21 protein-coding genes are annotated in these 23,888 nt (G+C 63.4%); 14 read left to right on the forward strand and 7 right to left on the reverse strand.

From position 1 onward, the window contains the following. Nucleotides 1-107 precede the first annotated feature (107 nt). Genes ACXAF5_RS02480 through ACXAF5_RS02495 form a run of 4 tightly spaced genes read right to left on the reverse strand, consistent with a single transcriptional unit; the run spans nucleotide 108 to nucleotide 4,586 of the window. Complete coding sequence (locus ACXAF5_RS02480) at nucleotides 108-1,448, reverse strand: NAD(P)/FAD-dependent oxidoreductase (protein WP_474945419.1); 1,341 nt, start codon at nucleotides 1,446-1,448, stop codon at nucleotides 108-110. Beyond that, on the reverse strand, nucleotides 1,445-2,944 hold the full coding sequence (locus tag ACXAF5_RS02485; RefSeq protein WP_474945420.1) for an aldehyde dehydrogenase: 1,500 nt from the start codon (nucleotides 2,942-2,944) through the stop codon (nucleotides 1,445-1,447). The genes ACXAF5_RS02480 and ACXAF5_RS02485 overlap by 4 nt, the downstream gene beginning before the upstream one ends. Before the next feature lie 4 nt (nucleotides 2,945-2,948). After that, nucleotides 2,949-3,866 carry a dihydrodipicolinate synthase family protein gene (locus ACXAF5_RS02490; protein WP_474945421.1) on the reverse strand — a complete coding sequence of 306 codons (918 nt, stop codon included), beginning with the start codon at nucleotides 3,864-3,866 and terminating at the stop codon, nucleotides 2,949-2,951. A 9-nt stretch (nucleotides 3,867-3,875) separates the two neighbouring features. After that, nucleotides 3,876-4,586 carry a GntR family transcriptional regulator gene (locus ACXAF5_RS02495; protein WP_413219257.1) on the reverse strand — a complete coding sequence of 237 codons (711 nt, stop codon included), beginning with the start codon at nucleotides 4,584-4,586 and terminating at the stop codon, nucleotides 3,876-3,878. A gap of 157 nt (nucleotides 4,587-4,743) precedes the next feature. On the opposite strand from ACXAF5_RS02495, the gene ACXAF5_RS02500 reads away from it, so the two are divergent. From ACXAF5_RS02500 to ACXAF5_RS02530, 7 genes are all read left to right on the forward strand, one after another. Next, nucleotides 4,744-5,841 carry a quaternary amine ABC transporter ATP-binding protein gene (locus ACXAF5_RS02500; protein ID WP_126138339.1) on the forward strand — a complete coding sequence of 366 codons (1,098 nt, stop codon included), beginning with the start codon at nucleotides 4,744-4,746 and terminating at the stop codon, nucleotides 5,839-5,841. A gap of 15 nt (nucleotides 5,842-5,856) precedes the next feature. Then, entirely contained in the window at nucleotides 5,857-6,831 is a 975-nt protein-coding gene (locus ACXAF5_RS02505; protein ID WP_239318518.1) for an ABC transporter permease, read from the forward strand. 23 nt (nucleotides 6,832-6,854) lie between these two features. Further along, nucleotides 6,855-7,844 carry a glycine betaine/L-proline ABC transporter substrate-binding protein ProX gene (gene proX / locus ACXAF5_RS02510; protein ID WP_474945422.1) on the forward strand — a complete coding sequence of 330 codons (990 nt, stop codon included), beginning with the start codon at nucleotides 6,855-6,857 and terminating at the stop codon, nucleotides 7,842-7,844. Nucleotides 7,845-7,913: 69 nt separating this feature from the next. Next, the gene (locus tag ACXAF5_RS02515; protein WP_474945423.1) at nucleotides 7,914-8,864 is read left to right on the forward strand and encodes a GlxA family transcriptional regulator; all 951 of its coding nucleotides are present in this window, start codon (nucleotides 7,914-7,916) and stop codon (nucleotides 8,862-8,864) included. Nucleotides 8,865-9,074: 210 nt separating this feature from the next. Further along, nucleotides 9,075-9,905, forward strand: a complete 831-nt coding sequence (locus tag ACXAF5_RS02520) for a hypothetical protein (protein WP_474945424.1) — start codon at nucleotides 9,075-9,077, stop codon at nucleotides 9,903-9,905. A gap of 105 nt (nucleotides 9,906-10,010) precedes the next feature. Further along, nucleotides 10,011-11,090 (forward strand): peptidoglycan-binding protein LysM, encoded by a 1,080-nt coding sequence (locus ACXAF5_RS02525; RefSeq protein WP_474945425.1) that lies wholly within the window; start codon nucleotides 10,011-10,013, stop codon nucleotides 11,088-11,090. Nucleotides 11,091-11,103: 13 nt separating this feature from the next. Next, a complete protein-coding gene (locus tag ACXAF5_RS02530) occupies nucleotides 11,104-12,129 on the forward strand; it encodes an ABC transporter substrate-binding protein (RefSeq protein ID WP_474945426.1) in 1,026 nt (341 codons plus the stop codon). Nucleotides 12,130-12,177: 48 nt separating this feature from the next. On the opposite strand, the gene ACXAF5_RS02535 is transcribed toward ACXAF5_RS02530, so the two are convergent. Genes ACXAF5_RS02535 through ACXAF5_RS02545 form a run of 3 tightly spaced genes read right to left on the reverse strand, consistent with a single transcriptional unit; the run spans nucleotide 12,178 to nucleotide 15,102 of the window. Then, on the reverse strand, nucleotides 12,178-12,957 hold the full coding sequence (locus tag ACXAF5_RS02535) for a TIM barrel protein (protein ID WP_474945427.1): 780 nt from the start codon (nucleotides 12,955-12,957) through the stop codon (nucleotides 12,178-12,180). Between the two features lie 3 nt (nucleotides 12,958-12,960). Beyond that, entirely contained in the window at nucleotides 12,961-13,962 is a 1,002-nt protein-coding gene (gene iolG, locus ACXAF5_RS02540) for an inositol 2-dehydrogenase (protein ID WP_474945428.1), read from the reverse strand. 24 nt (nucleotides 13,963-13,986) lie between these two features. After that, nucleotides 13,987-15,102 carry a Gfo/Idh/MocA family protein gene (locus tag ACXAF5_RS02545; protein ID WP_474945429.1) on the reverse strand — a complete coding sequence of 372 codons (1,116 nt, stop codon included), beginning with the start codon at nucleotides 15,100-15,102 and terminating at the stop codon, nucleotides 13,987-13,989. Nucleotides 15,103-15,182: 80 nt separating this feature from the next. Here ACXAF5_RS02545 and ACXAF5_RS02550 point away from each other — a divergent pair, with 80 nt between their 5' ends. From ACXAF5_RS02550 to iolE, 7 genes are all read left to right on the forward strand, one after another. Continuing rightward, nucleotides 15,183-16,013 (forward strand): MurR/RpiR family transcriptional regulator, encoded by an 831-nt coding sequence (locus ACXAF5_RS02550; protein WP_474945430.1) that lies wholly within the window; start codon nucleotides 15,183-15,185, stop codon nucleotides 16,011-16,013. Between the two features lie 159 nt (nucleotides 16,014-16,172). Next, complete coding sequence (locus ACXAF5_RS02555) at nucleotides 16,173-17,099, forward strand: sugar ABC transporter substrate-binding protein (protein WP_239360773.1); 927 nt, start codon at nucleotides 16,173-16,175, stop codon at nucleotides 17,097-17,099. Between the two features lie 90 nt (nucleotides 17,100-17,189). Beyond that, nucleotides 17,190-18,296 (forward strand): ABC transporter permease, encoded by a 1,107-nt coding sequence (locus ACXAF5_RS02560; RefSeq protein ID WP_474945431.1) that lies wholly within the window; start codon nucleotides 17,190-17,192, stop codon nucleotides 18,294-18,296. A 13-nt stretch (nucleotides 18,297-18,309) separates the two neighbouring features. Continuing rightward, nucleotides 18,310-19,131 carry an ATP-binding cassette domain-containing protein gene (locus tag ACXAF5_RS02565; RefSeq protein WP_474947784.1) on the forward strand — a complete coding sequence of 274 codons (822 nt, stop codon included), beginning with the start codon at nucleotides 18,310-18,312 and terminating at the stop codon, nucleotides 19,129-19,131. Further along, on the forward strand, nucleotides 19,131-21,044 hold the full coding sequence (locus tag ACXAF5_RS02570) for a bifunctional 5-dehydro-2-deoxygluconokinase/5-dehydro-2-deoxyphosphogluconate aldolase (protein WP_474945432.1): 1,914 nt from the start codon (nucleotides 19,131-19,133) through the stop codon (nucleotides 21,042-21,044). The genes ACXAF5_RS02565 and ACXAF5_RS02570 overlap by 1 nt, the downstream gene beginning before the upstream one ends. After that, a complete protein-coding gene (gene iolD / locus ACXAF5_RS02575; RefSeq protein ID WP_474945433.1) occupies nucleotides 21,041-22,870 on the forward strand; it encodes a 3D-(3,5/4)-trihydroxycyclohexane-1,2-dione acylhydrolase (decyclizing) in 1,830 nt (609 codons plus the stop codon). The genes ACXAF5_RS02570 and iolD overlap by 4 nt, the downstream gene beginning before the upstream one ends. Before the next feature lie 101 nt (nucleotides 22,871-22,971). Next, nucleotides 22,972-23,877 (forward strand): myo-inosose-2 dehydratase, encoded by a 906-nt coding sequence (gene iolE, locus ACXAF5_RS02580; RefSeq protein WP_474945434.1) that lies wholly within the window; start codon nucleotides 22,972-22,974, stop codon nucleotides 23,875-23,877. Nucleotides 23,878-23,888: the final 11 nt, after the last annotated feature.

Raw genomic sequence — 23,888 nt, forward strand, 5'->3', positions numbered from 1 at the left:
AGCACCTTGCCCGCCCTTTGACACAAGGGGCGGGCTTTTTTGGGTCTGTCAGCAAAAAAGAGCGGCCGCAGTGCGACCGCTCGGAGTAAGGTGTCAAGACGAAGGGGTTATTCCGCGCGGGCGCGCCATTCCTTCCACCGCAGCACCGCATTGGCGCCGATCTGCTGGAAAGGCTGCGGGGGCAGCAGTTTCGGGCGGGCCTCGGCGCTGAAGTGGCGTGAGATTTCGCTGCTCTCACCCGCCGCCAGTTCCGCCGCGGCTATACCGGTGAGGGTGCCGCGTGCGGTGCCAAGCCCATTCTGCACACAGCCGGAAAACACGCCCTCGTCCAGCTGCCGTGTCACGCTCACGCCGTTGAGGCTGAGGCACAGGTGCCCGGCCCAGGCATGCTGCATCTTCATGCCCGCAAGCTGTGGAAAACGCTGATCGAATTTGCGCTGCATCACCCGCGCGGCGCGGGTCATCTCTCGCGCAGAGGGACGCGTATCGGGCAACAGGGTGGCGCAGGTGCGGGTCACGATGCGGTTGCCGCCCTGTCCGCTGTCGATCCGGCGCATGGTGGTGCCCATCGGGTCCGAGGGCGTGATGCCCCAGCGCGATGCTCCCCCCAGCCGCGCAAGCGCATCGGCGTCCAGCTCCGGCGTCATCACCGCATAGAGGAAGAGCTGCATAAGCCGCCCTTTCTCAACGCCGAAACTCTCCAGATGACCATTCACCGTCAGGATCACGCGCGGCGTGGTCACCTGCGCGACCTGGGTCTTGACCACCCAGTCGGACCCAGTGCGGACAAACCCGGTTACGGGTGAGTTTTCGCAAACCCGCACGCCTGCCCGCTGCAAACCCGCCGCAAGGCCGCGAATATAGCCTGCGGGCTGCAACATCACCGTGCCCGCCGTATAAAGCCCGCTGATGTAATGCGCAGAGCCGGTCAACTCCTGCATCGCCTGCGCATCCAGCGTCTCGCTGGCCTCGCCGAGCGACGCAAGATGTGCCGCATAGCTCTGGTTGTGGCGCGCAGCCTCCGGGCTGGCCGCACCATTCACCTTGCCCGCGCGGTCAAAATAGTCCGGGTTGATCTGATATTCATCCACTGCTGCCCCGGCAAAGGCGATAGCTTGCCGGTTGAGGTCGATCATCCTGCGATCATCGCCAGCGCCTGCGTAATCGTCCGAGGCCAGATCATGTGGCAGGTCGATCATAAAGCCGGAGTTGCGCCCGGCCGACCCTTCGGCCAGCCGCCCTGCTTCCAGCACCACCACACGGGCGGCGGGGTGCAGCTGCATCAGCCTGCGCGCGGCGGAAAGCCCTGCAAACCCTGCGCCCACCACGACAAAATCCGCCGTGGTGTCCTCAGTCAGCGGCTGAGGGGCCGCTTGCGGGCCGAGGATGCTGTTCCAGGCTGCCGGCCCCTCATGGACCGGCAGGCGTTTGGCCGCATAGGCCGTCAAGACACGGCCTCGTCCGCGTCGTCGGCAAGGTCGATCCAGATGGTTTTCAGCTGGGTGTATTGATCATGCGCATGCACGGAATTGTCCCGCCCGCCAAACCCCGACTGCTTGTAGCCACCAAAGGGCGTGGAGATGTCGCCCTCGCCAAAGCTGTTCACCGTCACAGTGCCCGCCCGCAGGCTGCGCGCACCGCGAATGGCGCGTTTGGCATTGGCGGTGAAGATCGACGCGCAGAGGCCGTATTCGGTGTCATTGGCGATGCGGATGGCCTCGTCAAAGCCGGTAACCTCGATCACACTCAGCACCGGGCCAAAGATCTCTTCCTGCGCCAGCACCGCGTCATTGCCGGAGACATTGACCACGGTCGCCTCGACAAACGCGCCATCATGGGATTTGCCGCCGATCACCACGTCCTCGGCCTGTTCCAGATAGCTGCACACCTTGTCGAAATGCGCCTTCGAGACCAGTGCGCCCATGCGGGTCTCGGGGTCAAGCGGATCGCCGACGTTCCAGGCCTTGGCATGATGCGCAATGCGGTCCAGCAGGTCCGCCTTGACCGATTTATGCACGATCAGCCGCGACGAGGCCGAGCAGTTCTCGCCCATGTTCCAGAACGCGCCCTGCACCAGATGCTGCGCCACCCGGTCGAGGTTCTCGGCGTCGTCCATGACAATGGCGGGGTTCTTGCCGCCCATCTCCAGCACCACCTCCTTGGCGTTGCTCTCGGCGGAATAGCTGAGGAACCGCTTGCCGGTCACGGTGGAGCCGGTGAAGGACACCATGTCGATGTCCATATGCCGACCGATCACCTCACCCACATCCGCGCCGCCACCGGGCACCACGTTGAAGACGCCGCGCGGCACGCCGGCCTCATGCGCCAGTTCCGCGACGCGCAGGGCCGTCAGCGTGGTTTCCTTGGCCGGTTTCACCACCAGCGAGCATCCCGCCGCCAGCGCCGGGCCAATCTTCCAGGCCAGCATCAGGAGGGGGAAGTTCCAGGGCAGCACCAGCCCGACCACACCAATCGGTTCGCGCACCACCATGGCGATATGATCGTCGGAGGCAGGGGCGACCTGATCGTAGATCTTGTCGATCGCCTCGGCGTGCCATTTCAGGCAATGGATGGTTTCCGGCACATCCACCGTTTCGCAGTCAAAGATGGTCTTGCCGCTATCAAGGCTCTCCATCACCGCCAGTTCACGGGCGTTCCGGGTCAGGAGCTTGCAGAACCGGATCAGCACATCCTTGCGCTCGGACGGATGCAGGCGCGACCAGCGCCCATCCTCAAAAGCCTCGCGTGCTTTCTCGACGGCAAAGTTCACTTCCTCCGCCGCGCAGGCGGCAACCTCGGCAAGGGGCGCGCCGGTGGCCGGGTTCACGGTGGTGAAGGTCTTGCCCGAGGCCGCCGGGCGTGAGGTGCCGTCGATGAAAGCACCGGTCGGCAGGTTCAGGGTCGCGGCAATGGCGCGGTATTCGTCTTGTGTCAGCAGATCCATGTTCTTAACCCTCGGCCACGATGTCGGCAATTGTGGTTTTCAGCACGCGCACAACCTGTTCCAGCGCGCGTTTGTCGTCCTTGTTGAGCCCGGTCAGCGGCGCTCGCATCGCGCCCGCCTCGATCCCGTTGAGGGTGACGCCGTGCTTGATCGTCTGGATGAACTTGCCACCCTGTTCCAGCACCCGCATCAGGGGCATCATCGCCGACATGATCCGACGGCCCTTGGTGTAATTGCCCTCGATCACGCAGGCATTATAGAGCGCCACATGTTCCGCTGGCAGGAAGTTTGACCCGCCGCAGACCCAGAACGGTGCGCCCCAGGCGAAGAACTCCAGCGCCTGATCGTCCATGCCACAGCCCAGCTGAATATGCGGATAGTCGCGCGCCAGGAGGTGCACACGGTTGATGTCGCCAGAGCTTTCCTTGATGCTGCAGAAGTTGCGGCTGCGCCCCACCCGGTCAAGAAACTCTTCGCCCATCATGGTGCCGGTGCGGTGAGGATAGTTGTAGAGCATGATCGGCAGATCCGCCGCCTTGTCGATCGCCAGCGCATTCAATGCGTTTTCGCGGTCCGTCGGCACCGAATAGGGCGGGCTCGCCAGCAGGATCGAGTCTGCGCCGATCTCCTTGGCCCCGGTGGCCAGTGCAATGGAATCCGGTGTCATCATGGCGCCGGTGCCCACCACCAAGGGCAGCCGCCCGTTCAGACGCTCCTTGGTAAAGCGCGCCAGCTCCAGCCGTTCCTCGACGGTCTGGGCATAGTTTTCGCCGGTCGAGCCCCCGGAAATCAGCCCATGCACGCCCTGTTCGACGAGGAATTCGATCTGGTCCGCCAAAGCGTCCCAAATGACGTCGCCCGCGCCCGTATAGGGCGTGACAACAGGGGTATAGATCCCTTGAAACTGAAAGATGGGGGTCATCGAAGTCCTCTAGGCTGATGTGTTTCGGCTAAACGTCCCCATCGGCACATCCAGCGCCGTTGGCATGACGAACAATTCGATCTGACCGCGCGACAGGTTCCAGTGGTCCTCGGCCAGTTTGGCGGCGGTTGCCTCGTCGCCCGCCTCGATGGCGGCGATGATGGCGTCGTGCTGGTCGGCGGCCTCGGTGAGGTTTTCCGCCATTTCATTGGTCTGCGGCCGGTAGAAGGTCATGCCGATGCGCGCGTGGTCGATCAGCAACCGCTTGAACGACGGCAACAGGTAGACATTCGCAGCCATGTCGCCGGTGATCTCGTGGAAGCGGTTGTTGGCCAGCGCCCGCTCGGCGCTTGATCCGCTGCGCAGCGCGGCACGGAAGTCCTCTTGCGTGGCCTTCAACTCCGCGATCTGCGCCGGTTTTGCATGCTGCGCCGCGAGCCGCAGAATGGCGCCATAGATCATCGGCGCCGCCAGAAAGAAATCGCGCAAGGTGGTATAGGACATCTCTGTCACCCGGGCGCCCCGGTTCTCGCGCAGATCAACGTAGCCCTCGCCCGCCAATTGCCGCAGCACCTCGCGCAGCGGTGTGCGCGACAGGCCGAAGCGCTCCGACAGGTCGCTCTCATCCAGATCCGCCCCGGGCCGCAGTTCCAGGGTCAGGACCTGCTGCTTCAGGGTGTCATAGAGGGTCGATTTGCGCTGTTTGGCTGCGTCTTTCACCGGGCTTCTCCATCCGAAGGTCTCGTATCGCATCAGAATTCATCGAAGCGACTCTGAGTTCAATCAGAACCTAAGCTTTGTCCTAATTCAAAATACAATTTGTGTACAAGAAAAAAATCTGCTGTGTTGTCCGCCATAACGAACGCGGAGAAACGTGATGACAGACAGGGTCCCAAGCGGGGAAAGCGCGGTGATCGACTGCCGCAATCTATGGAAGATCTTTGGCAAGCGCGCCGATGAGGCGATGAAAGCTGTGCGCGAACAGGGGCTTGGGAAACTCGAAGTGCGCGATGCATTCGGCTGCGTGGTGGGCGTTCAGGATGCCAGCTTCACCGTCGCCCGGGGCGAGATCTTCTGCATCATGGGGCTTTCGGGCTCCGGCAAATCGACCTTGATTCGCCATATCAACCGGCTGATCGAGCCCACATCGGGGCAATTGTTCATCGAAGGGCAGGACGTCAACGCCCTCTCGGCGCGCGATCTGCGGGGTCTGCGCGCGGAAAAAATCGGCATGGTGTTCCAGAACATGGCGCTGATGCCGCATCGCACGGTGCTCGAAAACGTCTCCTTCAGCCAGGAGGTGCGCGGTCATGACGCCCGCGCCCGTCGCGAAACCGCCCTGCGTGCCATTGATGCGGTGGATCTCAACGGTTGGGATCAGAAATACCCCGACGAGCTGTCGGGCGGCATGCAGCAGCGTGTGGGCCTGGCGCGCGCGATCGCCGCCGACCCCTCGATCCTGTTGATGGACGAACCCTTCTCCGCCCTTGATCCGCTGATCCGCCGCCAGTTGCAGGACAAGTTCATGGCGCTGTCGGCAAACATGAAGAAGACCACGCTCTTCATCACCCATGACCTCGACGAGGCGATCCGCATCGGCGACCGCATCGCCATCATGAAGGACGGCCAGCTGGTTCAGGTCGGCACGCCCGAGGACATCGTGACCAACCCGGCTGACGACTATGTCGCCGATTTTGTCGCCGGCATTTCCAAGCTGGAACTGATCTCCGCGGGCAAGATCATGGAGCCCGTGGCCGCCTACGAACAGCGCCGCGGTCCGGTGGACCTGGCGGACTGGCCGGAGGCGCATCCGGACCAGCCGCTCGACGATCTCGTCAACCTGTCCATCGCGACCCAGCATCCGGTGGTGGTGAAGATCGACGGCAAACCCCTTGGGATTGTCACCAAGAACGCGCTCCTGCGCGGCATCAAGGGCGAAACCCCGGGCGCGGACGCTGCCCGCGCGGCGCAATAACGGGAGGGTAGATCCATGGCCGAAGAACAGACTTTCAACATCCTCGATCCGTTTTCATCTGTTGACCTCGGCATCGCCGACAAGACCGATGGCATCAAGCAGTGGGCGATTGCCAACCGCGACCTGATCCAGCCGATCAAGGGTTTTTTCAACGAGATGATCGTGGGCATCGACAGCGCGCTCAATGCGGTGCCGCCGCTGGTGATGCTGGTGATCCTGGCGCTGATCGCCTGGCAGGCGGCAGGGCCGCGTGTTGGCATTCTGGTGGCGGCCAGCCTCACCTTCCTCGGGTTCTTGGCCCCCAATGCCTGGGAACTGGCGATGACCACGCTGGCGATTGTGGTCTCGGCGGTGATCCTGTGCTTTCTCATCGGGCTGCCGCTCGGCATTTTTGCGGGCAAGAACGACCGGTTCGAAGCGCTGATGCGCCCCATCCTCGACACCATGCAGACCATCCCCGCCTTTGTGTATCTGGTGCCGGTGGTGATGCTGATCGGGATCGGCAATGTGTCCGGCGTGATCGTGACGATCATCTTCTCGCTGCCGCCGCTGATCCGTCTGACCTCGCTTGGCATTCGTGGCGTGAACCCCTCGGTGGTGGAGGCGGCGCGCGCCTTTGGTGCCAGCCCGTCGCAGGTGCTGTTCAAGGTCGAGCTGCCGCTCGCCACCCCCACCATCCTCGCCGGTGTGAACCAGACCATCATGCTGTCGCTGTCGATGGTGGTGATCGCCTCGATGATCGCGGTCAAGGGCCTCGGCAACGAGGTGCTGCGCGCCATGGGTCGACTGGATGCGGGCAAGGCCATCGTCGGCGGGCTCGGCATCGTGATCCTCGCCATCGTGCTCGACCGCATCACCCAAGGCATGGGCCAGTCGGGACGCGAGCGCGGCCACCGTCACTGGTGGCAGGGCGGTCCCATCGGCGCGGTTCTGCGCCTGCTGTCCAAACCCAAACAGACCGCCACCGGCGATCTGAAAACCGAAACCTGAACACATACAGGGAGATAACAACCATGTTCAGAACGACCCTCACCGCAGCCCTGGCTGCCAGCACATTCCTCGGCACCGCCGCCCTGGCGCAGGACATGCCCGGCGACGGCACCACCGTGCGCCCCGTCGTCGGCCTGATCGCCGAGGAGTATTTCCAGTCCCGCATCCTGTTCCGCGCGCTGGAGGACCTCGGCTACGAGGTGGCCGAGCCGCTGGAGACCGAGATCCAGACCGCTCACCTCGCGGTCGGCACTGGCGATGGCGATTTCTACCCGATCCACTGGGGCAATCTCCATCAGGCGTTCTTCAACGAGTCCGGCGGCGATGACGTGCTGGAAAAGGTCGGCCCCTTCGTCGAGGGCATGTTGCAGGGCTATCTGGTGGACAAGGCCAGCTATGATGCGGGCGTCACCAACCTCGGCGATCTTCAGGACCCGGACGTTGCGGCTCGGTTCGATGCCGATGGTGACGGCAAGGCAGATCTCGCGGGCTGCGTGCCCGGCTGGGGCTGCGAGCGCATCATCGAGCATCAGCTGACGGAATATGGCCTGCGTGACACCGTCTCTCACAATCAGGGCGCCTACAACGCGATCATCGCCGACACCATGGCGCGCAAGGGCAATGGCGATGCGATCCTGTATTACACCTGGACGCCCTATTGGGTCTCCGGCGCGCTGGTGCCGGGGCAGGATGTGGAGTGGCTCGACGTGCCGCATACCTCGCTGCCGGACGGGGTCGAGACGGAAACCACCTTCAACGGCAAGAACCTCGGCTTTGCGGTCGACAGCATGTATGTGCTGACCACCGATGATTTCCTCGCCGAGAACCCCGCCGCGGCAAAACTGTTCGAGGTGGCCCGGCTCGACGTGAATGACATCTCCGCCCAGAACAAGCTGATGGCGGATGGCGAGGACAGCTCCGACGACATCGACCGTCATGTAGACGAGTGGATCACCGCGCATCAGGCTGATTACGACAGCTGGCTTGAGGCCGCCCGCGCCGCCGCGCAATAATACCCCCGCAACCTTGGCGCCGCGCGATCCTGTCTGGGTGGCGCGGCGCCTGCCGGTCTGGAGCCTGCTATGGCGGATACCCAACATTTCGTCTTTGCCCTCGTCGAGGACTTCACCCACATGGCGCTGTCCTGCGCCGTGGATCCCTTGCGCATTGCCAACCTGATCGCGGGCAAACCGCTCTATCGCTGGTCCTTCGCCTCGGAGGATGGCGAAACCGCGCGCGCCTCCAACGACTCGCACACATTGGTGCACCACAGCTTTGAGACGGTGCCCGATTGTGACCGGCTGTTTGTGCTCTCCGGCATCCATATGAAGGACAAGGACACCAGCCGGCTCATTGCCACCCTGCGCCGCGAACGCGCCCGGGGCACGCTGATCGGCGCCCTGTGTTCGGGGGCCTACATCCTTGCAAAGGCAGGGTTTCTGGACGGCATGCAAGCGGCGATCCATTGGGATTACCACGACAGTTTCATGGAAGCCTTCCCGGAGGTGAACCTGGTCCGCAACGTCTTTGTTGCCGATGAAAAACATGTGACCGCCTCGGGCGGCACCGCCACCGCCGACCTGATGCTGCACCTGATCGAACGGGACCATGGCTATGACCTCTCCGTCGCGGTGGCGGATCAGATGGTCTATAACGCCGTGCGCAACGCCACTGCCGCCCAGAGGGTGTCGCTGCAATCGCGCAACGGCATGCGGAACAAGCATCTGGCCAAGGCCATCCAGGTGATGCACGACAACCTCGAAACGCCGATCTCGCCGACGGTCATTGCCCGCGATCTGGGTATTTCCACGCGTCAGCTTGAGCGGTTGTTCGGCAAATACCTCAACGCCTCGCCCAAGAAGTATTTCATGGAAATGCGCCTCGAACGCGCCCGCCATCTGCTGCTGCAAAGCGAGGCGTCTATCACCGAGGTCGCCATGGCCTGTGGTTTCGACAGCCCGGGGCATTTTTCACGTGTCTACCGGTCCGCCTTTGGCGTGACCCCGATGTTGCAGCGCGACAGGATGAGCTGAGGGACAAGGCAGCGCCCCGTGCGGCGCTAAAATCCGGGTTTTCAGGGTAGGCCGTTGCCCATTTTTGCGGTGGAAACGGCGAAGCCGACTCAGGTTATCCACAATTCGTTGACATGATTCGGGTCGATGGTTAACAAAAGGTAAACGTCAATTCACAAGTCTTGGATCGGTGGCTTTCCGCGCGCCGATATATTTTTATCGGGGGTGTTCATGCAGCAGTTGAAGCGGAAACAGCAGGTCTCTGACGTGGCGCACGCCACGGGTTTCACCCCTTCACAGGCCATGGCGCCCACGTCGGCGACACCGCTGAAGCCGGCGCAAACCAGAATTGAAACGGTGTCATCATCGGGCAACGTCAAGGTTGCACTCAAGCGCAAGCCAGCCGGCGGCGCCACGGCCCCCACCACAGCAGCATCGCCGGCCAACGCAGGGCAGGGGGCACCCGCTGGCCCGCAGTCCACGCCAGAGCCCGTCGCCCCGGTCTTTCCGGATCCGGAGGCCTATGCGGCGGGGCGCAGCAGAATGCCGCTCCTGATGGCGCTGGGCGCGGCAAGCCTGCTGGCGCTGGGTCTGGTCTCGTTCACGCTCTTTACCGGCAACGATCAGGCGCATGCCGATGTGGCGGCTGCCACGGACGCGCCCGACGGCCAGCCTCTGCCTGCGGCCTCGGCAGAGCAGGGCGGGGCGCAAAGTGCTGCGGAGCAAGGGGCGACTTCCGCCCTGGCCGCCGCAGGCAGCACCGCCACCGGTGAGGACCTGATCGCCAAGATGACACAAGGCACATTGGCCGCGCTGCGCAGTGGTGCAGCCAGCCCCGCCGCCGCGCCGGCTGCCCCGGCGACGACCGCGGAAACCGCCTCTGTTTCGGCCCTCTATCAGATGGTGATGACCGCCCATGCGCAGGGGCAATCAGAGGCCTATATCGACCAATTGCTGAACGATGCGCATGCACGCCAGCAGATCACCGTCCCAGAGGGGCTGATCGGGGCCGACGGGCGCGTCGACACGTCGACCATCCTCAGCCTGCTGATCCAGAAATAGATGCCGATAACGGCACGGTCCTGACAACGCGCGCGCCCCAGCCGGGCGCGCGGACGAGCGACACCTACCTTCAACACAAAAACAAATGATCCTTCGGGGGGATACATGAAAGCACTGATCGCAGCTGCCGCGCTGGGGCTGGCCTCTGTTCTTGGGCATGGGGCCGCAGCCGAAACCTGTGGTGGCGTCTATACCGTACAGCCGGGCGACAGCCTCTCGGTGATCGCCGACAAGCTCTACAAGAACGCCGGCATGTGGAGCATCATCCACAATCGCAATATCGACGCCATCGGCCCGAAACCCAGCGCGATCCGCGTCGGGATGAAGCTGGATCTGGCCTGCGTCAATGGTCTGCCGCTGGGGCTGGCCGGGGGGCGCGCGTTGCAGGATGCGACGCCGGTGGCCGCGCAGCCGATCCGGATCGAGGCGGGCAATGCCGCGGTGCGCCACAAGATCAACCTGCTCACCGGGGATGATTTCGAACCCTTCACCGGCAAGGAGCTGCACAACGGCGGTTTGCTCACCGATTTGGTCAATGCGGCGATGACCGAGGCCAACCCGGAGCGTGGCTTTGCCATCCATTGGGTGGATCACTGGGCGGCGCATTTTGATCCGCTGCTGTCCAATGCGCTGCTGGATGTGGGCTTCCCCTGGTACAAGCCCAACTGCACCGAACTGCCCGACAACTACCGCTGCAAGAACCTGCTGTTCTCCGACCCGCTGTTTGAGACCCTGACGCTGATGTTCGCCGATGCCAGCCGTCCGGTGAGCTTTGCATCCGATGAGGATCTGTTCGGCAAGTCGATCTGCCGCCCCAAGGGATATGACACTTCGATCTTCAACGAAAACGGCCGCAACTGGTTGCGCGAGGAGAAGATCACCCTGGTTGTGGCGGCAACGCCCGGAGATTGCTTTGATCTGGTGCTCGAAGGCGGCGCCGACGGTGTTGTGCTGAATGAATTCACCGGCCGGGACAAGATGAAGGAAATGGGGGTCGCCGACCGCATCCAGGTGGTGCCGGAGCCGATCTCGATCCAGTCGCACCATGTGGTCGTGCATAAATCCCACCCCGAGGCGCAGGAGCTGCTGGCCATCGTCAACGACGGTCTGCGCGGCATCCGCGAGGATGGCTCCTATCAGAAGATCGTCGAAGATCACCTGGCCCGCGTCTGGGCCGGGTTCTGATCGGGGGATGGTGATGCAACGCATTCTGATACCGCTGCTGTGGCGGCTGGCGCTGCTGTGCGGCCTGGTCCCCTCTGCCGCGCTGGCGATCTGCGATGTGGAATATGTGGTCCAGCCGGGCGACAACCTCTTTACCATCGCCGAGGCGCATTACGGTGATCGCAACCGCTGGACGCTGATCTACTACCGCAACCAGGGCGAACTGGTGGGGCCGTCGACGGTGCCCGGGCGCACGCTCCATATCCCCTGTCCGCCGGATGCGGTGGAGGCGGACGCCACGCCACTGCGCAAACCCACCGCAGAGCTGAACCTGCTGACCGGAGGCAACTACGCGCCCTTTACCGATCAGAGCCTGCCGGGGCAGGGGATGATCACCGAACTGGTCAATGCCGCGCTGGAACTGGCGCCCTCGCCGGTGCCCTATGCGGTGACCTGGGAGAACGACTGGAGCCAGCACCTGTTTCCGATGCTGGACGGCAAGGAATTCGACATGGGCTTCCCCTGGGTGAAGCCGGATTGCGAGGCCACGCCCGACAACGAGCGCTGTGCCAGGTTTCACTTCTCCGATCCGCTTGTGGTGGTGCCGATCATGCTGTTTGCGCGCACCGGCGGCGACATGGTCTATGCCAGTGATGCCGATGTGCTGGGCAAGACGCTCTGCCGGCCCAAAGGGTTCTACACCTTTGACCTCGACCGCGCGGATCGCCGCTGGCTCAGCGAGGAAAAGATCACCCTGTTGCAGCCGGACACGCCCGGAGACTGCATGCGCATGGTGGCCGAGGGTCGCGTGGATGCGGCGGCGATGAATCTCTTTGTCGGCGCAGAGGCCGTTGTGGCCGAGGGGCTGCGCGGCACGGTGGAGCCGCTTGAGAAGCAGCTGTCGGAAACCGGCATGCATGTGGTCATCTCAAAAACTCACTGGCGCGGCACGTCGCATCTCTATCGGGTCAACGCGGGGCTGCGCAAACTGCGCGAGAGCGGCCGCTTTGACGAGATCATGAGCCGCCACCTGGAGCTGTTCTGGGCCAAGCTGCAATAGCACAGCGCCGCCCGCCGAGGTGACGGCGGGCGGCGCAATCTGATGGGGTCAGGCGGCGACGGTAAAGGCCGCGCGAAACGCATCCAGCGCCGCAAGCTCATCGCCCGCCGCAAAGGCCTCCATCGCCACAGGGCCGTCATAGCCCATGCGCTGCAAGGCGCGCGCAACCCCGGCGTAGTTGATCTCGCCCGTGCCCGGTTCGCACCGCCCCGGCACATCGGCGACCTGAATCTCTCCGATCCACGGCAGGCACGCCTGACACAGCTCGATCAGGTTCCCCTCGCCAATCTGCGCATGATAAAGGTCGAGGTTCAGGCGCAGCTGCGGCCGGTTCACCGCCGAGACCAAGGCCAACGTCTCTTCGGCCCGCGCGAAAGGCACGCCTGCGTGGTCCACCGGCAGGTTCAGGTTCTCCAGCGTGAACTGCACGTCCAGCTCTTCGGCCAGATCACAGATCCGATGCAGCGTGTCGATGGCTTTGACCCATTTCAGCGGCGTGGCCACTTCGGCCAGCTTTGGCCGTCCGCCCTCCCCCAGCCCGGTGCCATGCAGGTTCAGCCGCGCCACGCCCAGCCGCTTGCCCACCAGCGCCGTTTCCCGGGCCGAGGCCAGCAGCATATCCGCACCCGCATCATCCGACAGCCGCCCCTCAAGGTAGCCATTCATGATCGAGAACACCGCGCCAGAGGCCTCAAGCGTGTTCAGATCATGGTCGGGCCAGTTCCACAGCCCAACCTGAAACCCCATCTCGTGCAGCTGCGTGCAGCGCCACTCGACCGGTTTGTCCTGCCAGAGCATCTCGGCGCAGGCGGCAAGGGTAAACGCCATGGATCAGCCCCCGATCAGATCGGAGGTAATCGCCACAGGACGCCCCTCGGCCAGCGAGCGGTTCGCAGCCTCAGCCAGCGCCAGCGCATTGACGCCATCCTGTATCGATGCGGGCACCGGCGTGCCCGCAACCACCGCATCGACAAAGGCCGACCATTCGATCGCATAGGCGCGCATATAGCGTTCAAGGAAGAAATAGACGGGCTTGGCCGACTGCACCCCGGCGGTGGTCGATTTCACCACGGTATTTTCAACCTCATTTTCAGCCGCGAGCGTGCCCTCAGAGCCCAGGACCTCCAACCGCTGGTCATAGCCATAGGGCGCGCGGCGCGAGTTGCGGATGGTGGCGATGCGCCCGTCCGCATAGGTCAGCACCACCACGGCGGTGTCGACATCGCCCGCCGCGCCGATCTCCGGATCGACAAGGCACGACCCATGCGCCATCACGCTCACCGGCATTCCAAACAGGAAGGAACACATGTCGAAATCATGGATCATCATGTCCCGGTACAGACCACCAGAAACCTTGATATAGCTCACCGGCGGCGGCGCCGGGTCATAGGAGGTCACCGCCAGCATCTCGCCCTTGCCGACCTCGCCCGCGTCCAGCGCCGCCTTGACGGCGGCAAAGTTCGGGTCAAAGCGCCGGTTGAAGCCCATCATCATCGGCTTGTCGTGGCTGGCGGCAATCTGGCGGACCTGAAGCGCGCGCTCCAGCGACAAATCAATGGGCTTTTCGCAAAAGATCGCTTTGCCCGCCTTCACGCCCGCCTCGATCAGGTCGGAATGCGTGTTGGTCGAGGAGGCAATCAGGATCGCGTCAATGCTTGTATCGGCAAAGATTTCCTCGGGTGTGCGCGCCGCGATGCCATGCTCCTGTGCAAGCGCCTCGGCGGCCTCGGCCATAACGTCAGTGACCGCAACCAGCTCCGAGCGCGGATCCATCTTGATCGAGGCGGCATGGACCTTGCCGATGCGGCCCGCGCCAAACAATGCGACTTTCATAGGCGTATTCCTTTTGTGCTGGCGTCACAGGGTGACGCGGCGGCCCTCACGGGCCGAAGTGTCGATAGCATGGATGACGCGCTCAAACTCCAGCGCGTCGGTGAAATTGGGAAAACTCTCCTCGCCCGCCGCAATGGCACGCAGGAACCCCGCAACCTCGATGGTTTTCAGATCGCCAAAGCCCAGCTGATGCCCCGGTGCCGGGCAGAAGGCCCCATAGGGTGCATGCTCCGGCCCCGTCAGAATGGTGCGGAACCCCTGCTGCGCGCGCGGACCTTCATTGACATAGAGCTTCAGTTCGTTCAGCCGCTCCTGACTGAAGGTCATCATACCCTTGGTGCCATGCACCTCCCAGTCGAGCTTGTTCTTGCGCCCCCAGGCCGAGCGCGAGGTGCACAGCGTGCCCTGCGCCCCGTTGCGATAGCGGATGATGGCCGAGGCGGTGTCCTCGTTCTCCACCGCCGCGCGGCCGCTTCCATCGGGCAGAGGGCGGGTTTGATGGATGATCTGCGTATCGGCAATCAGGCTCTCGATCTCGCCCATCAGCACATGCGACATCGACACCAGATGACAGCCCAGATCGCCGAGCGTGCCAAGCCCCGCATCCGCGCGGGTGGCGCGCCAGGTCCACGGCAGGTCCGGGTCGGCCTGATAGTCCTCATCCACCCAGCCGCGAAAATGCACAGGCTTTCCGATCACCCCTGAGGCGATCAATGCGCGGGCATGGCTGACGGCGGGATTGTGAATGTAGTTATACCCCACTTTTGTGCGCACCCCGGCGGCACGCGCCGCGGCTTCCATCTCCTGCGCATCCTCCAGCGTCAGCGCCAGAGGTTTCTCGCAATGCACATGTTTCCCGGCTGCAATCGCCGCCAGCGCCATCTCCTTATGCAGCGCATTGGGTGTGGTGATGGAGACAATATCGACCTCCGGACTGGCGATCAGGGCGCGCCAATCGTCGGTGGCGGCGGCAAACCCGAACTGAGCCGCCAGATCGCGTGCCTTCTGTGCGGGCGTGTCGCACAATTGCGCCAGACGCACCGGCGCCAGATCCCCAAATACCGCCGCGGCAGAGCCATAGGCCAGCGCATGCGCCTTGCCCATGAAGCCGGTTCCGATCAAACCAAGACCTAGAGTCACGAAATCCTCCCTTATGGAATTTTCATTCCAATTTCGGTGATGAGCGATTACAGTGACCCTGTCAAGAGAGAGGACATTAAATGCGCGAGAACGAAGCTGTCGCCACGCCGCCCGTCAATATCAGCGAAACCATCGAGCGGCTGGACCGGATGATGGATGAGCTGCCGAAACGGTTGAAGCAATGCGCGTCGTTCACCCGTCGGCATCTGCATCTTGTGGCGGTCTCCACCGTCTCTGACATGGCGGAGGCATCGGGCGTCGCGCCCTCTGCCTATATCCGGTTCTGCCAGGCCATCGGCTTTAGCGGCTATTCCGAGATGCAGGGGCTGTTTCGGGTGCAGTACACCTCTTTCCGCCCCGACTATGAGCAGCGTCTCGCTCAGGTGCGCCCCGACGTGGCGCAGGGCAGTGGGCAGCTGTTGGGCGAATTTGCCGAGGCGGGGCATAAGTCCTTGCTGTCGCTTGGCAATTCTGTTGCAAATGAGGGGCTTAACAGTGTTGCAAGCGGGCTGGCCAAGGGGCGAATTTTGCATCTTCTGGGTATGCGTCGCGCCTTTGCCGTGGTCAGCAATATGTCCTATCTGCTGGGCAAGATGGATGTGCCTGCCTTGTTGCATTCCGATGTTGGTCAGCTCGACAATACCCCTCTGATGACGCCCGATGATGCGCTGTTTGCGGTGACCTTCGCGCCCTTTTCCGAGGATGTGATCCAGCAGGCCAGGGGGGCCGCCGAGCGGGGCGTTCCGGTCTACGGGCTGAGCGATTCCGAGAAATGCCCGCTGTTCGACTTCGCCCGCGAGGTGCTCATCGTGCACGAACATGAGGTGGCGGGGTTCCGGGCGCTGAATGCCTCCATCTCGCTGACCACGACGCTCGCGGTTCTGGTCGGATCGCAGCGACACGAATCTTGACAGGTTCGCTCCAAAACGGAATAAATGTTCCATAAGCGCGATTCGACATCGTTTTGCGTTGACCGGTGGGAGGCCGGTCGCACCGAAGCCCTTCCGGCGCAACCGCGCATCGAGGGGCCTGCAATCCGGGAAACCGGGCTTTGTCTAAGGGAGGACAAATTGAAAAAATTCTTGAAAACCGCAGCTGTTGTCGCCGGGATGGCCGTCGCAGCCCCCGCCATGGCGCAGGACATCATCGTGGTCGCCCACGGTCAGGCCAATGATCCGTTCTGGTCCGTGGTGAAGAACGGCGTGGAAAAGGCCGCCGCGGATTCCGGTGCCAACGTCGATTTCCGCTCGCCCGAGACCTTTGACATGGTGCAGATGAGCCAGCTGATCGACGCCGCCGTCAATCAGGAACCCGACGGGCTGGTGGTCTCCATCCCCGACGCCGACGCGCTGTCGCCCTCGATCCGCCGCGCGGTCGAGGCCGGTATTCCGGTGATCTCGATGAACTCCGGCTCTGACGTCTCCAAGGATCTCGGCGCGCTGCTGCACGTTGGCCAGGACGAATACACCGCAGGCAAGGCCGCCGGTGAAAAGCTCGCCTCCATGGGCGGCACTGTCGGCATCTGCGTCAACCAGGAAGTCGGCAACGTGGCGCTCGATCTGCGCTGTCAGGGCTTTTCCGACGGGTTCGGCGGCTCTGTCGAGGTGATCCCGACCCAGAATGACCCGGCCGAAGTCGAAGCCAAGGTCAAGGCGGCGCTGGAATCCAACCCCGACATCGACACGGTGATGGGCCTTGGTGCCTCCCTGGTGGGTGAGCCGGCGATCCGCGCTGTTGCCGCCGTTGGCCGCACCGGCGAAGTCAACGTTGCCACCTTCGACCTGTCGGCCAGCTTCCTTGAAAGCGTTGCCGAGGGGGAGGCCGCCTTTGCCATCGACCAGCAGCAATTCCTGCAAGGCTACCTGCCGGTGTCCTTCCTGGCGCTGAACGCAAAATTCGGGCTGATCCCCGGCGGCAATGTGCCCTCCGGCCCCAACCTGATCACCCAGGACAAAGCTGCCCAGGTGGTCGAGCTGAGTGCTGAAGGCATCCGCTAAGCCACGCACTTAAAACGCTAAATCGCATTTGGGGCCGTGGTGCAAACGCCGCGCCACGGCCCTTCTTTGTCCCCAAGGGAGGATCACGCCATGGCCGACACGGCCCAAACCGTCACCGACGAACGCCTGAAACAAGAAGGCTTTGGCGCGCGGCTGATGAAGCGCCCGGAGCTTGGGGCCATCGCCGGTGTCATTCTTGTCACCACATTCTTTTTGTTCACTGCCGACAGCACCATGTTCACGCTCTCGGGCATCATGAACTTCATGACCCCTGCGGCGCAGCTCGGCATCCTCGCCATCGGGGCGGCGATGCTGATGATTGGCGGTGAATTTGACCTCTCCATCGGCTCCATGGTGGCCTTTGCGGGTCTGATCTTTGGCGCTTGCGTCGTGACCCTCGGCCTGCCCCTGATCCTCGCGATCCCGCTGACATTGGCGGTGGCGGCTGGGCTTGGCGCGGTGAATGGCGTGATCGTTCTGAAAACCGGCCTGCCGTCCTTTATCGTCACACTCGCCTTCCTGTTCATCCTGCGCGGCGCGTCGCTGGTGGGGCTGAAACTGGCCTCTGGCGGCTCCACCCAGCTGCGCGGCGTGCGCGATGCGGTTGAGGGCGACTGGCTTGCGCCCATGTTCTCTGGCGACGCATTCGGCCCGATCTTTGCCTGGCTTGCCCAGATCGGCCTGATCGACACCTTCAAGAACGGCACCCCCAAAGTACCCGGCATCCCGGTGGAAATCCTCTGGTTCATCGCGCTGGCGCTGGTGGCGACCTATGTGCTGCTGCGCACTCCGCAGGGCAACTGGATCTTTGCCTCGGGCGGCGATCGCAACGCGGCGTCCAATTCCGGTGTGCCGGTGCGCAAGGTGAAGATCTCGCTCTTTATGGTGACGGCGCTCTGTGGCGCGCTGGTTGCGATCATCACCGTGATGGATGCCGGATCGACCGACGCCCGCCGCGGCTTCATGAAAGAGTTCGAGGCCATCATCGCCGCAGTGATTGGCGGCTGTCTGCTGACCGGCGGCTACGGATCGGCCATCGGCGCATTCTTTGGCGCGATCATCTTTGGCATGGTCACCATCGGTCTCACTTATACGGACTTCGATCAGGACTGGTTCCAGATCTTCCTGGGCGGCATGCTGCTGATCGCGGTTCTGTTCAACAACTACATCCGCAAGCGCGTGACGGGGGAACGCTGAGATGACCCAGCAGATGACCGAAGACACGACTTTTCATCACGGCAGCCCGCAGGACGCGGCCAAGCCGATCATCGAGATGCAGAGCATCGAAAAGCATTTCGGCAATATCATCGCGCTTGCCGGTGTCAGCTTTGATGTGAAACCGGGCGAATGCCACTGTCTGCTTGGCGACAATGGTGCGGGCAAATCCACCTTTATCAAGACCATGTCGGGCGTGCACAAACCCACCAAGGGCGCGATCACCATCGACGGGCAACCGATGAATTTCGACAGCCCCCGCGATGCGATGGAGGCCGGAATTGCCACGGTGTTTCAGGATCTTGCCATGATCCCGCTGATGAGTGTGACGCGCAATTTCTTCATGGGGCGAGAGCCGCTCAAGGGTTCCAAACCCTTCCGCCGCATGGACATCGAGATGATGAACCAGACCACCGTGGAGGAGATGCGCAAGATGGGCATCAACCTGCGCGGCCCCGATCAGGCGGTCGGCACGCTCTCGGGCGGCGAACGCCAGACGGTTGCCATTGCGCGCGCGGTCTATTTCGGCGCGCGGGTGCTGATCCTGGACGAGCCCACCTCGGCGCTTGGCGTGCGGCAGACCTCGAATGTGCTCGCCACCATTGACCGGGTGCGCAAACAAGGCGTCGGCGTGGTGTTCATCAGTCACAACGTGCGCCATGCGCTGGCCGTGGGCGACCGGTTCACCGTGCTCAATCGCGGCAAGACGCTGGGCACCGCTCAGCGCGGCGAGATCACACCGGAGGAGCTGCAGGATCTCATGGCGGGTGGTCAGGAAATGGCACAGCTCGAAGGCTCGCTCGGGGGCACTGTGTAATGACCAAGGATCTGGACCTCATCACCATCGGGCGTTCGTCCGTCGACCTTTACGGCGCGCAGGTCGGTGGCCGTCTGGAGGACATGCGCAGTTTCGAGAAATACGTCGGCGGCTCCCCCACCAATATGGCAACGGGCACCGCGCGTCTGGGCTTGCGTTCGGCGCTGCTGACCAAAGTCGGCGACGAGCATATGGGCCGTTTCCTGCGCGAGGAACTGGTGAAGGAGGGCGTCGACGTCACCGGCGTCCTCACCGACCCGGAGCGGCTGACCGCGCTTGTGCTGCTCGGCATTCGCGATGAGGACCAGTTCCCGCTGATTTTCTACCGCGAGAATTGCGCCGATATGGCGCTGAGCGCGCAGGACGTGGACGAAGGCTTCATCGCCCGCGCCCGCGCCGTAGTCGCCACCGGCACCCATCTGTCGAACTCGCAGACCGAGGCGGCAGTGCTGAAAGCGCTGGACTTCGCGCGCAAACACGGCGCGCAGACCGCGCTGGACATTGATTTCCGCCCCAACCTCTGGGGGCTATCCGGTCACGGCGACGGTGAAAACCGCTTTATTGCCTCAGCAGCGGTGACGGAAAAACTGCAATCCACCCTGCATCTGTTTGACCTGATCGTCGGCACCGAAGAGGAATTCCACATCGCAGGCGGCACCACCGACACCGTCGCAGCACTGCGCGCCGTGCGCGCGGTCTCGGGGGCGACGCTGGTGTGCAAACGCGGTGCCGATGGCGCGGTGGCCTTCACCGGCGCGATCCCGGACAGGCTGGACGCGGGTCAAAGCGGCCCCGGCTTTCCCATCGAGGTCTTTAATGTGCTCGGCGCGGGCGATGGCTTCATGTCCGGTCTCTTAAAGGGCTGGCTCGACGGCGAAGACTGGCCCACCTCGCTCAAATACGCCAATGCCTGCGGGGCCTTTGCCGTCAGCCGTCATGGCTGCACCCCCGCTTATCCCAGCTGGGAAGAGCTGCAATTCTTCCTCCAGCGCGGCGTGGTGGAAAAAGCCTTGCGCAACGACACCGCGCTGGAGCAGATCCATTGGTCCACCACCCGCAAGCGTGACTGGGACGATCTGCGGGTCTTTGCCTTTGATCACCGCATGCAGATGGAAGAGATGGACGGCGCCACGCCCGAGCGCATCGGCGCGTTCAAGGAGCTTTGCCTCAGGGCCGCCGTTACACAGGCCGCTGGCCGCCCCGGTCACGGCATCCTCTGCGATGGCCGCCTTGGCGCGCGCGCGCTTTATGCGGCAGCGGGGCAGGGTCTGTGGATCGGTCGCCCGGTGGAATGGCCCGGTTCGCGCCCCTTGCGGCTGGAACCGCAGGTGGGCGAGGATGCAGGCGGGCTGAAGGAATGGCCCGGCGAACATGTGGTCAAATGCCTGTGCTTCCCGCATCCCGACGATGACGACGCGATGTGGGCCGACCAGATCGCCACCATCACCCGCGTGTTCCAGTCCTGCCGCCGGAACGGGCTTGAATTCCTGCTGGAGGTGATCCCCTCCAAGGTCGGCCCCTTTGACGATAAAACCACGCCAGATGTCATCCAGCGCGTGTACGATGCGGGCATTTACCCCGATTGGTGGAAGCTCGAACCCTTCCGCTCCGAGGCCGCATGGGCCGCAAGCTGCGATGCGATCGAACGCAACGACAAACGCACCCGAGGTATCGTGGTGCTGGGTCTGGACGCCCCGGAGGACGAGCTGCGCGAGAGCTTCGCGCTCGCCGTGCGCTTCCCGCTGGTCAAAGGGTTTGCCGTCGGACGGACGATCTTTGGCGATGTGGCCCGTGACTGGTTTGCGGGCCGCATTGACGACGACAGCGCCGTGGGGCGCATGACAGAAAATTACGCCCGGCTTTGCGATGTCTGGGCGCAGGCACGCGCACGCACAATGGAGGCGGCACAATGAGCACGATCCGGCTAACCGCAGCGCAGGCGATGGTGAAATATATCGCCGCACAACTGAACGAGGAGGGCGAACCCTTCCTCGCCGGGATCTGGGCGATCTTTGGCCATGGCAATGTGGCCGGTCTGGGCGAGGCGCTGCACGGCGCGCGCGACGAATTCCGCACCTATCGCGGCCACAATGAGCAGACAATGGCCCATGCGGCGATTGCCTATGCCAAGCAGTCCGCGCGCAAACGAGCGATGGCGGTCACCTCCTCCATCGGCCCCGGTGCCACCAATATGGTGACGGCGGCGGCGCTGGCGCATGTGAACCGGCTGCCGCTCTTGCTGATCCCCGGCGATGTCTTTGCAAACCGAGGCCCCGACCCGGTGTTGCAACAGATCGAGGATTTCGGCGATGGCACCACCAGCGCCAATGATTGTTTCAAACCGGTCACGCGCTATTTCGACCGCATCATGCGCCCCGAACAGCTGCTGACTGCCCTGCCGCGCGCTTTTCGCACCATGACCGATCCGGCAGACTGCGGCCCGGTCTGCCTGTCCTTCTGTCAGGACGTGCAGGCCGAGGCCTATGACTGGCCCGAGGCCTTCTTTGCGCCGCGCATTTGGCAAACCCGCCGTCCCCGCCCGGATGAGGGCGAGCTGGCGCGGGTCGCCGACCTGCTGAAAGCCGCAAAATCTCCGGTGATCGTGGCCGGGGGAGGCGTACATTACGCAGACGCCTGCGCCGCGCTGCAAAGTTTTGCCGAGGCGCATCAAATCCCGGTTGTGGAAAGCCAGGCGGGCAAATCCGCCCTTGCGTGGGATCACCCGCTGAACCTCGGCCCCGTAGGGGTGACCGGTGCGGGCTCTGCCAATGAGGTCTGCGCCGGGGCCGATCTGGTGCTGGGTTTGGGCACAAGGTTTCAGGATTTCACCACCGGCTCGTGGAACCTGTTCCAGAACCCGGGCCGCACGCTCGTCTCCCTCAATGTTGCCGCCTATGACGCAATGAAACATGGCGCAGAGCCCTTGTGCTGTGATGCCCGCGTCGGGTTAGAGCTGCTGGGCGCGGCGCTTGGCGATCTGCAATTCGCCGCCCCCTCCGCCACCCTCAAGGAGGCGTGGTTCAGCGCCGTCGACCCGCTCACCGCCGCCCCGCGCGAGGACATCCAACTGCCGACCGACCAGCAGGTGATCGGCGCGGTGCAACGGGCCTCCGGTCCCGACACGGTGGTGATGTGCGCCGCGGGCACCATGCCGGGCGAACTGCACAAACTCTGGAAAGCCCCGCGCCCCGGGGCCTATCACATGGAATACGGCTATTCCTGCATGGGGTATGAGATCGCCGGAGCCATGGGCATCAAGATGGCGCAGCCAGATCGCGATGTGGTCTGCATGATCGGCGACGGCAGCTATATGATGGCCAACTCGGAACTGGCGACGGCGGCGATGCTGGGCATCGACATGGCCGTGGTGATCACCGACAACCGGGGCTACGGCTGCATCAACCGGCTGCAAATGGGCACCGGCGGGGCAGAGTTTAACAACCTCCTCGACCACTCCCATCACGTGACGCCGTCGAACATCGACTTTGCTGCCCATGCCGCATCCATGGGGGCGGCGGCGGTGCATGTCAGCAGCATTGCGGAACTAGAAGAGGCCCTGAGCCGCGCCAAATCCGCCAAAGGGCCGTTTGTGGTGGTGATCGACACCGATCCCTACCCCTCGACCCCCGATGGCGGCCATTGGTGGGACGTGGCGGTGCCCGAAGTGTCCGAGCGGGCCGAGGTGCGCGCCAAACGCGCCGAATATGAAAAACAGATCAAGGCCCGCGCGCTCAACTGACGCCCGTGGCCTGCCTTTCCGGGGTGCGTCCTCCCGCGCGTCGGAAAGGCCCCAATTTTGGATCAGGCGCGGACATGCGCCCACAACGAAAGACACCGCCCATGAGCGTCAAGATCGGCATCTCCCCCATCGCATGGCAGAACGACGACCTGCCCGACCTCACCGCCGCCTACACGATGGAACAGGCCCTGAGCGAAGCGCGCGAGATCGGCTATACCGGGGTCGAACGTGGCCGCCGCATGCCTCAGGACACCGAAGGGCTGCGCAAGTATCTGAACGAATACGACATTTCGCTCTGTGGTGGCTGGTGCTCTGGCAACCTGTTGGTCAATGACGTCGAGACCGAAAAAGCCGCCATCGCAGAGCAGGTCGAGCAATTCGCCGCTTTGGGCGCGCCCTGTCTGGTCTATGCGGAATGCTCCAACACCGTGCAGGGCGACCGCACGACCCCGGTGAACAACCGCCCCAAGCTGACCCGCGACGACGTCCGCGCCTATGCGGCCAAGCTCTCTGAACTGGCCAAGTGGATGACCGACAAAGGCCTGCCACTGGCCTATCACCACCACATGGGGGCCTTTATCGAGGATCAGGAGGATATCGACTGGCTGATGGAGGCCAGCAGCCTCGAGGTGACGTTGCTTTATGACACCGGCCATCTGGTCTTTGGCGGCGGCGATCTGCTGGGCACGCTCGACAAATGGGGCGACCGCATCCACCACGTCCACTATAAGGATTTGCGCGCCAATATCGCCGCACAGACCCGCGCCGAGAACTGGTCCTTTCTGGATGCGGTGATCGCCGGGGCCTTTACCGTGCCGGGGGATGCCGAAGGGTCCATCGATTTTGCCGCCGTGACCGAACGTCTGGCCAAAATGGGCTATCAGGGCTGGATCGTGGTCGAGGCCGAACAAGACCCCGCCAAGGTCGCGCCCTATGCGGCCTCAAAACTGGGCTATCAGACCATTCGCGACCTCTGCGCGCGCTATGGGCTGGAGGTTGCGGATTAATCCCCGCGCCC

The sequence above is a fragment of the Epibacterium sp. ABV4_022 genome, assembly GCF_056159345.1.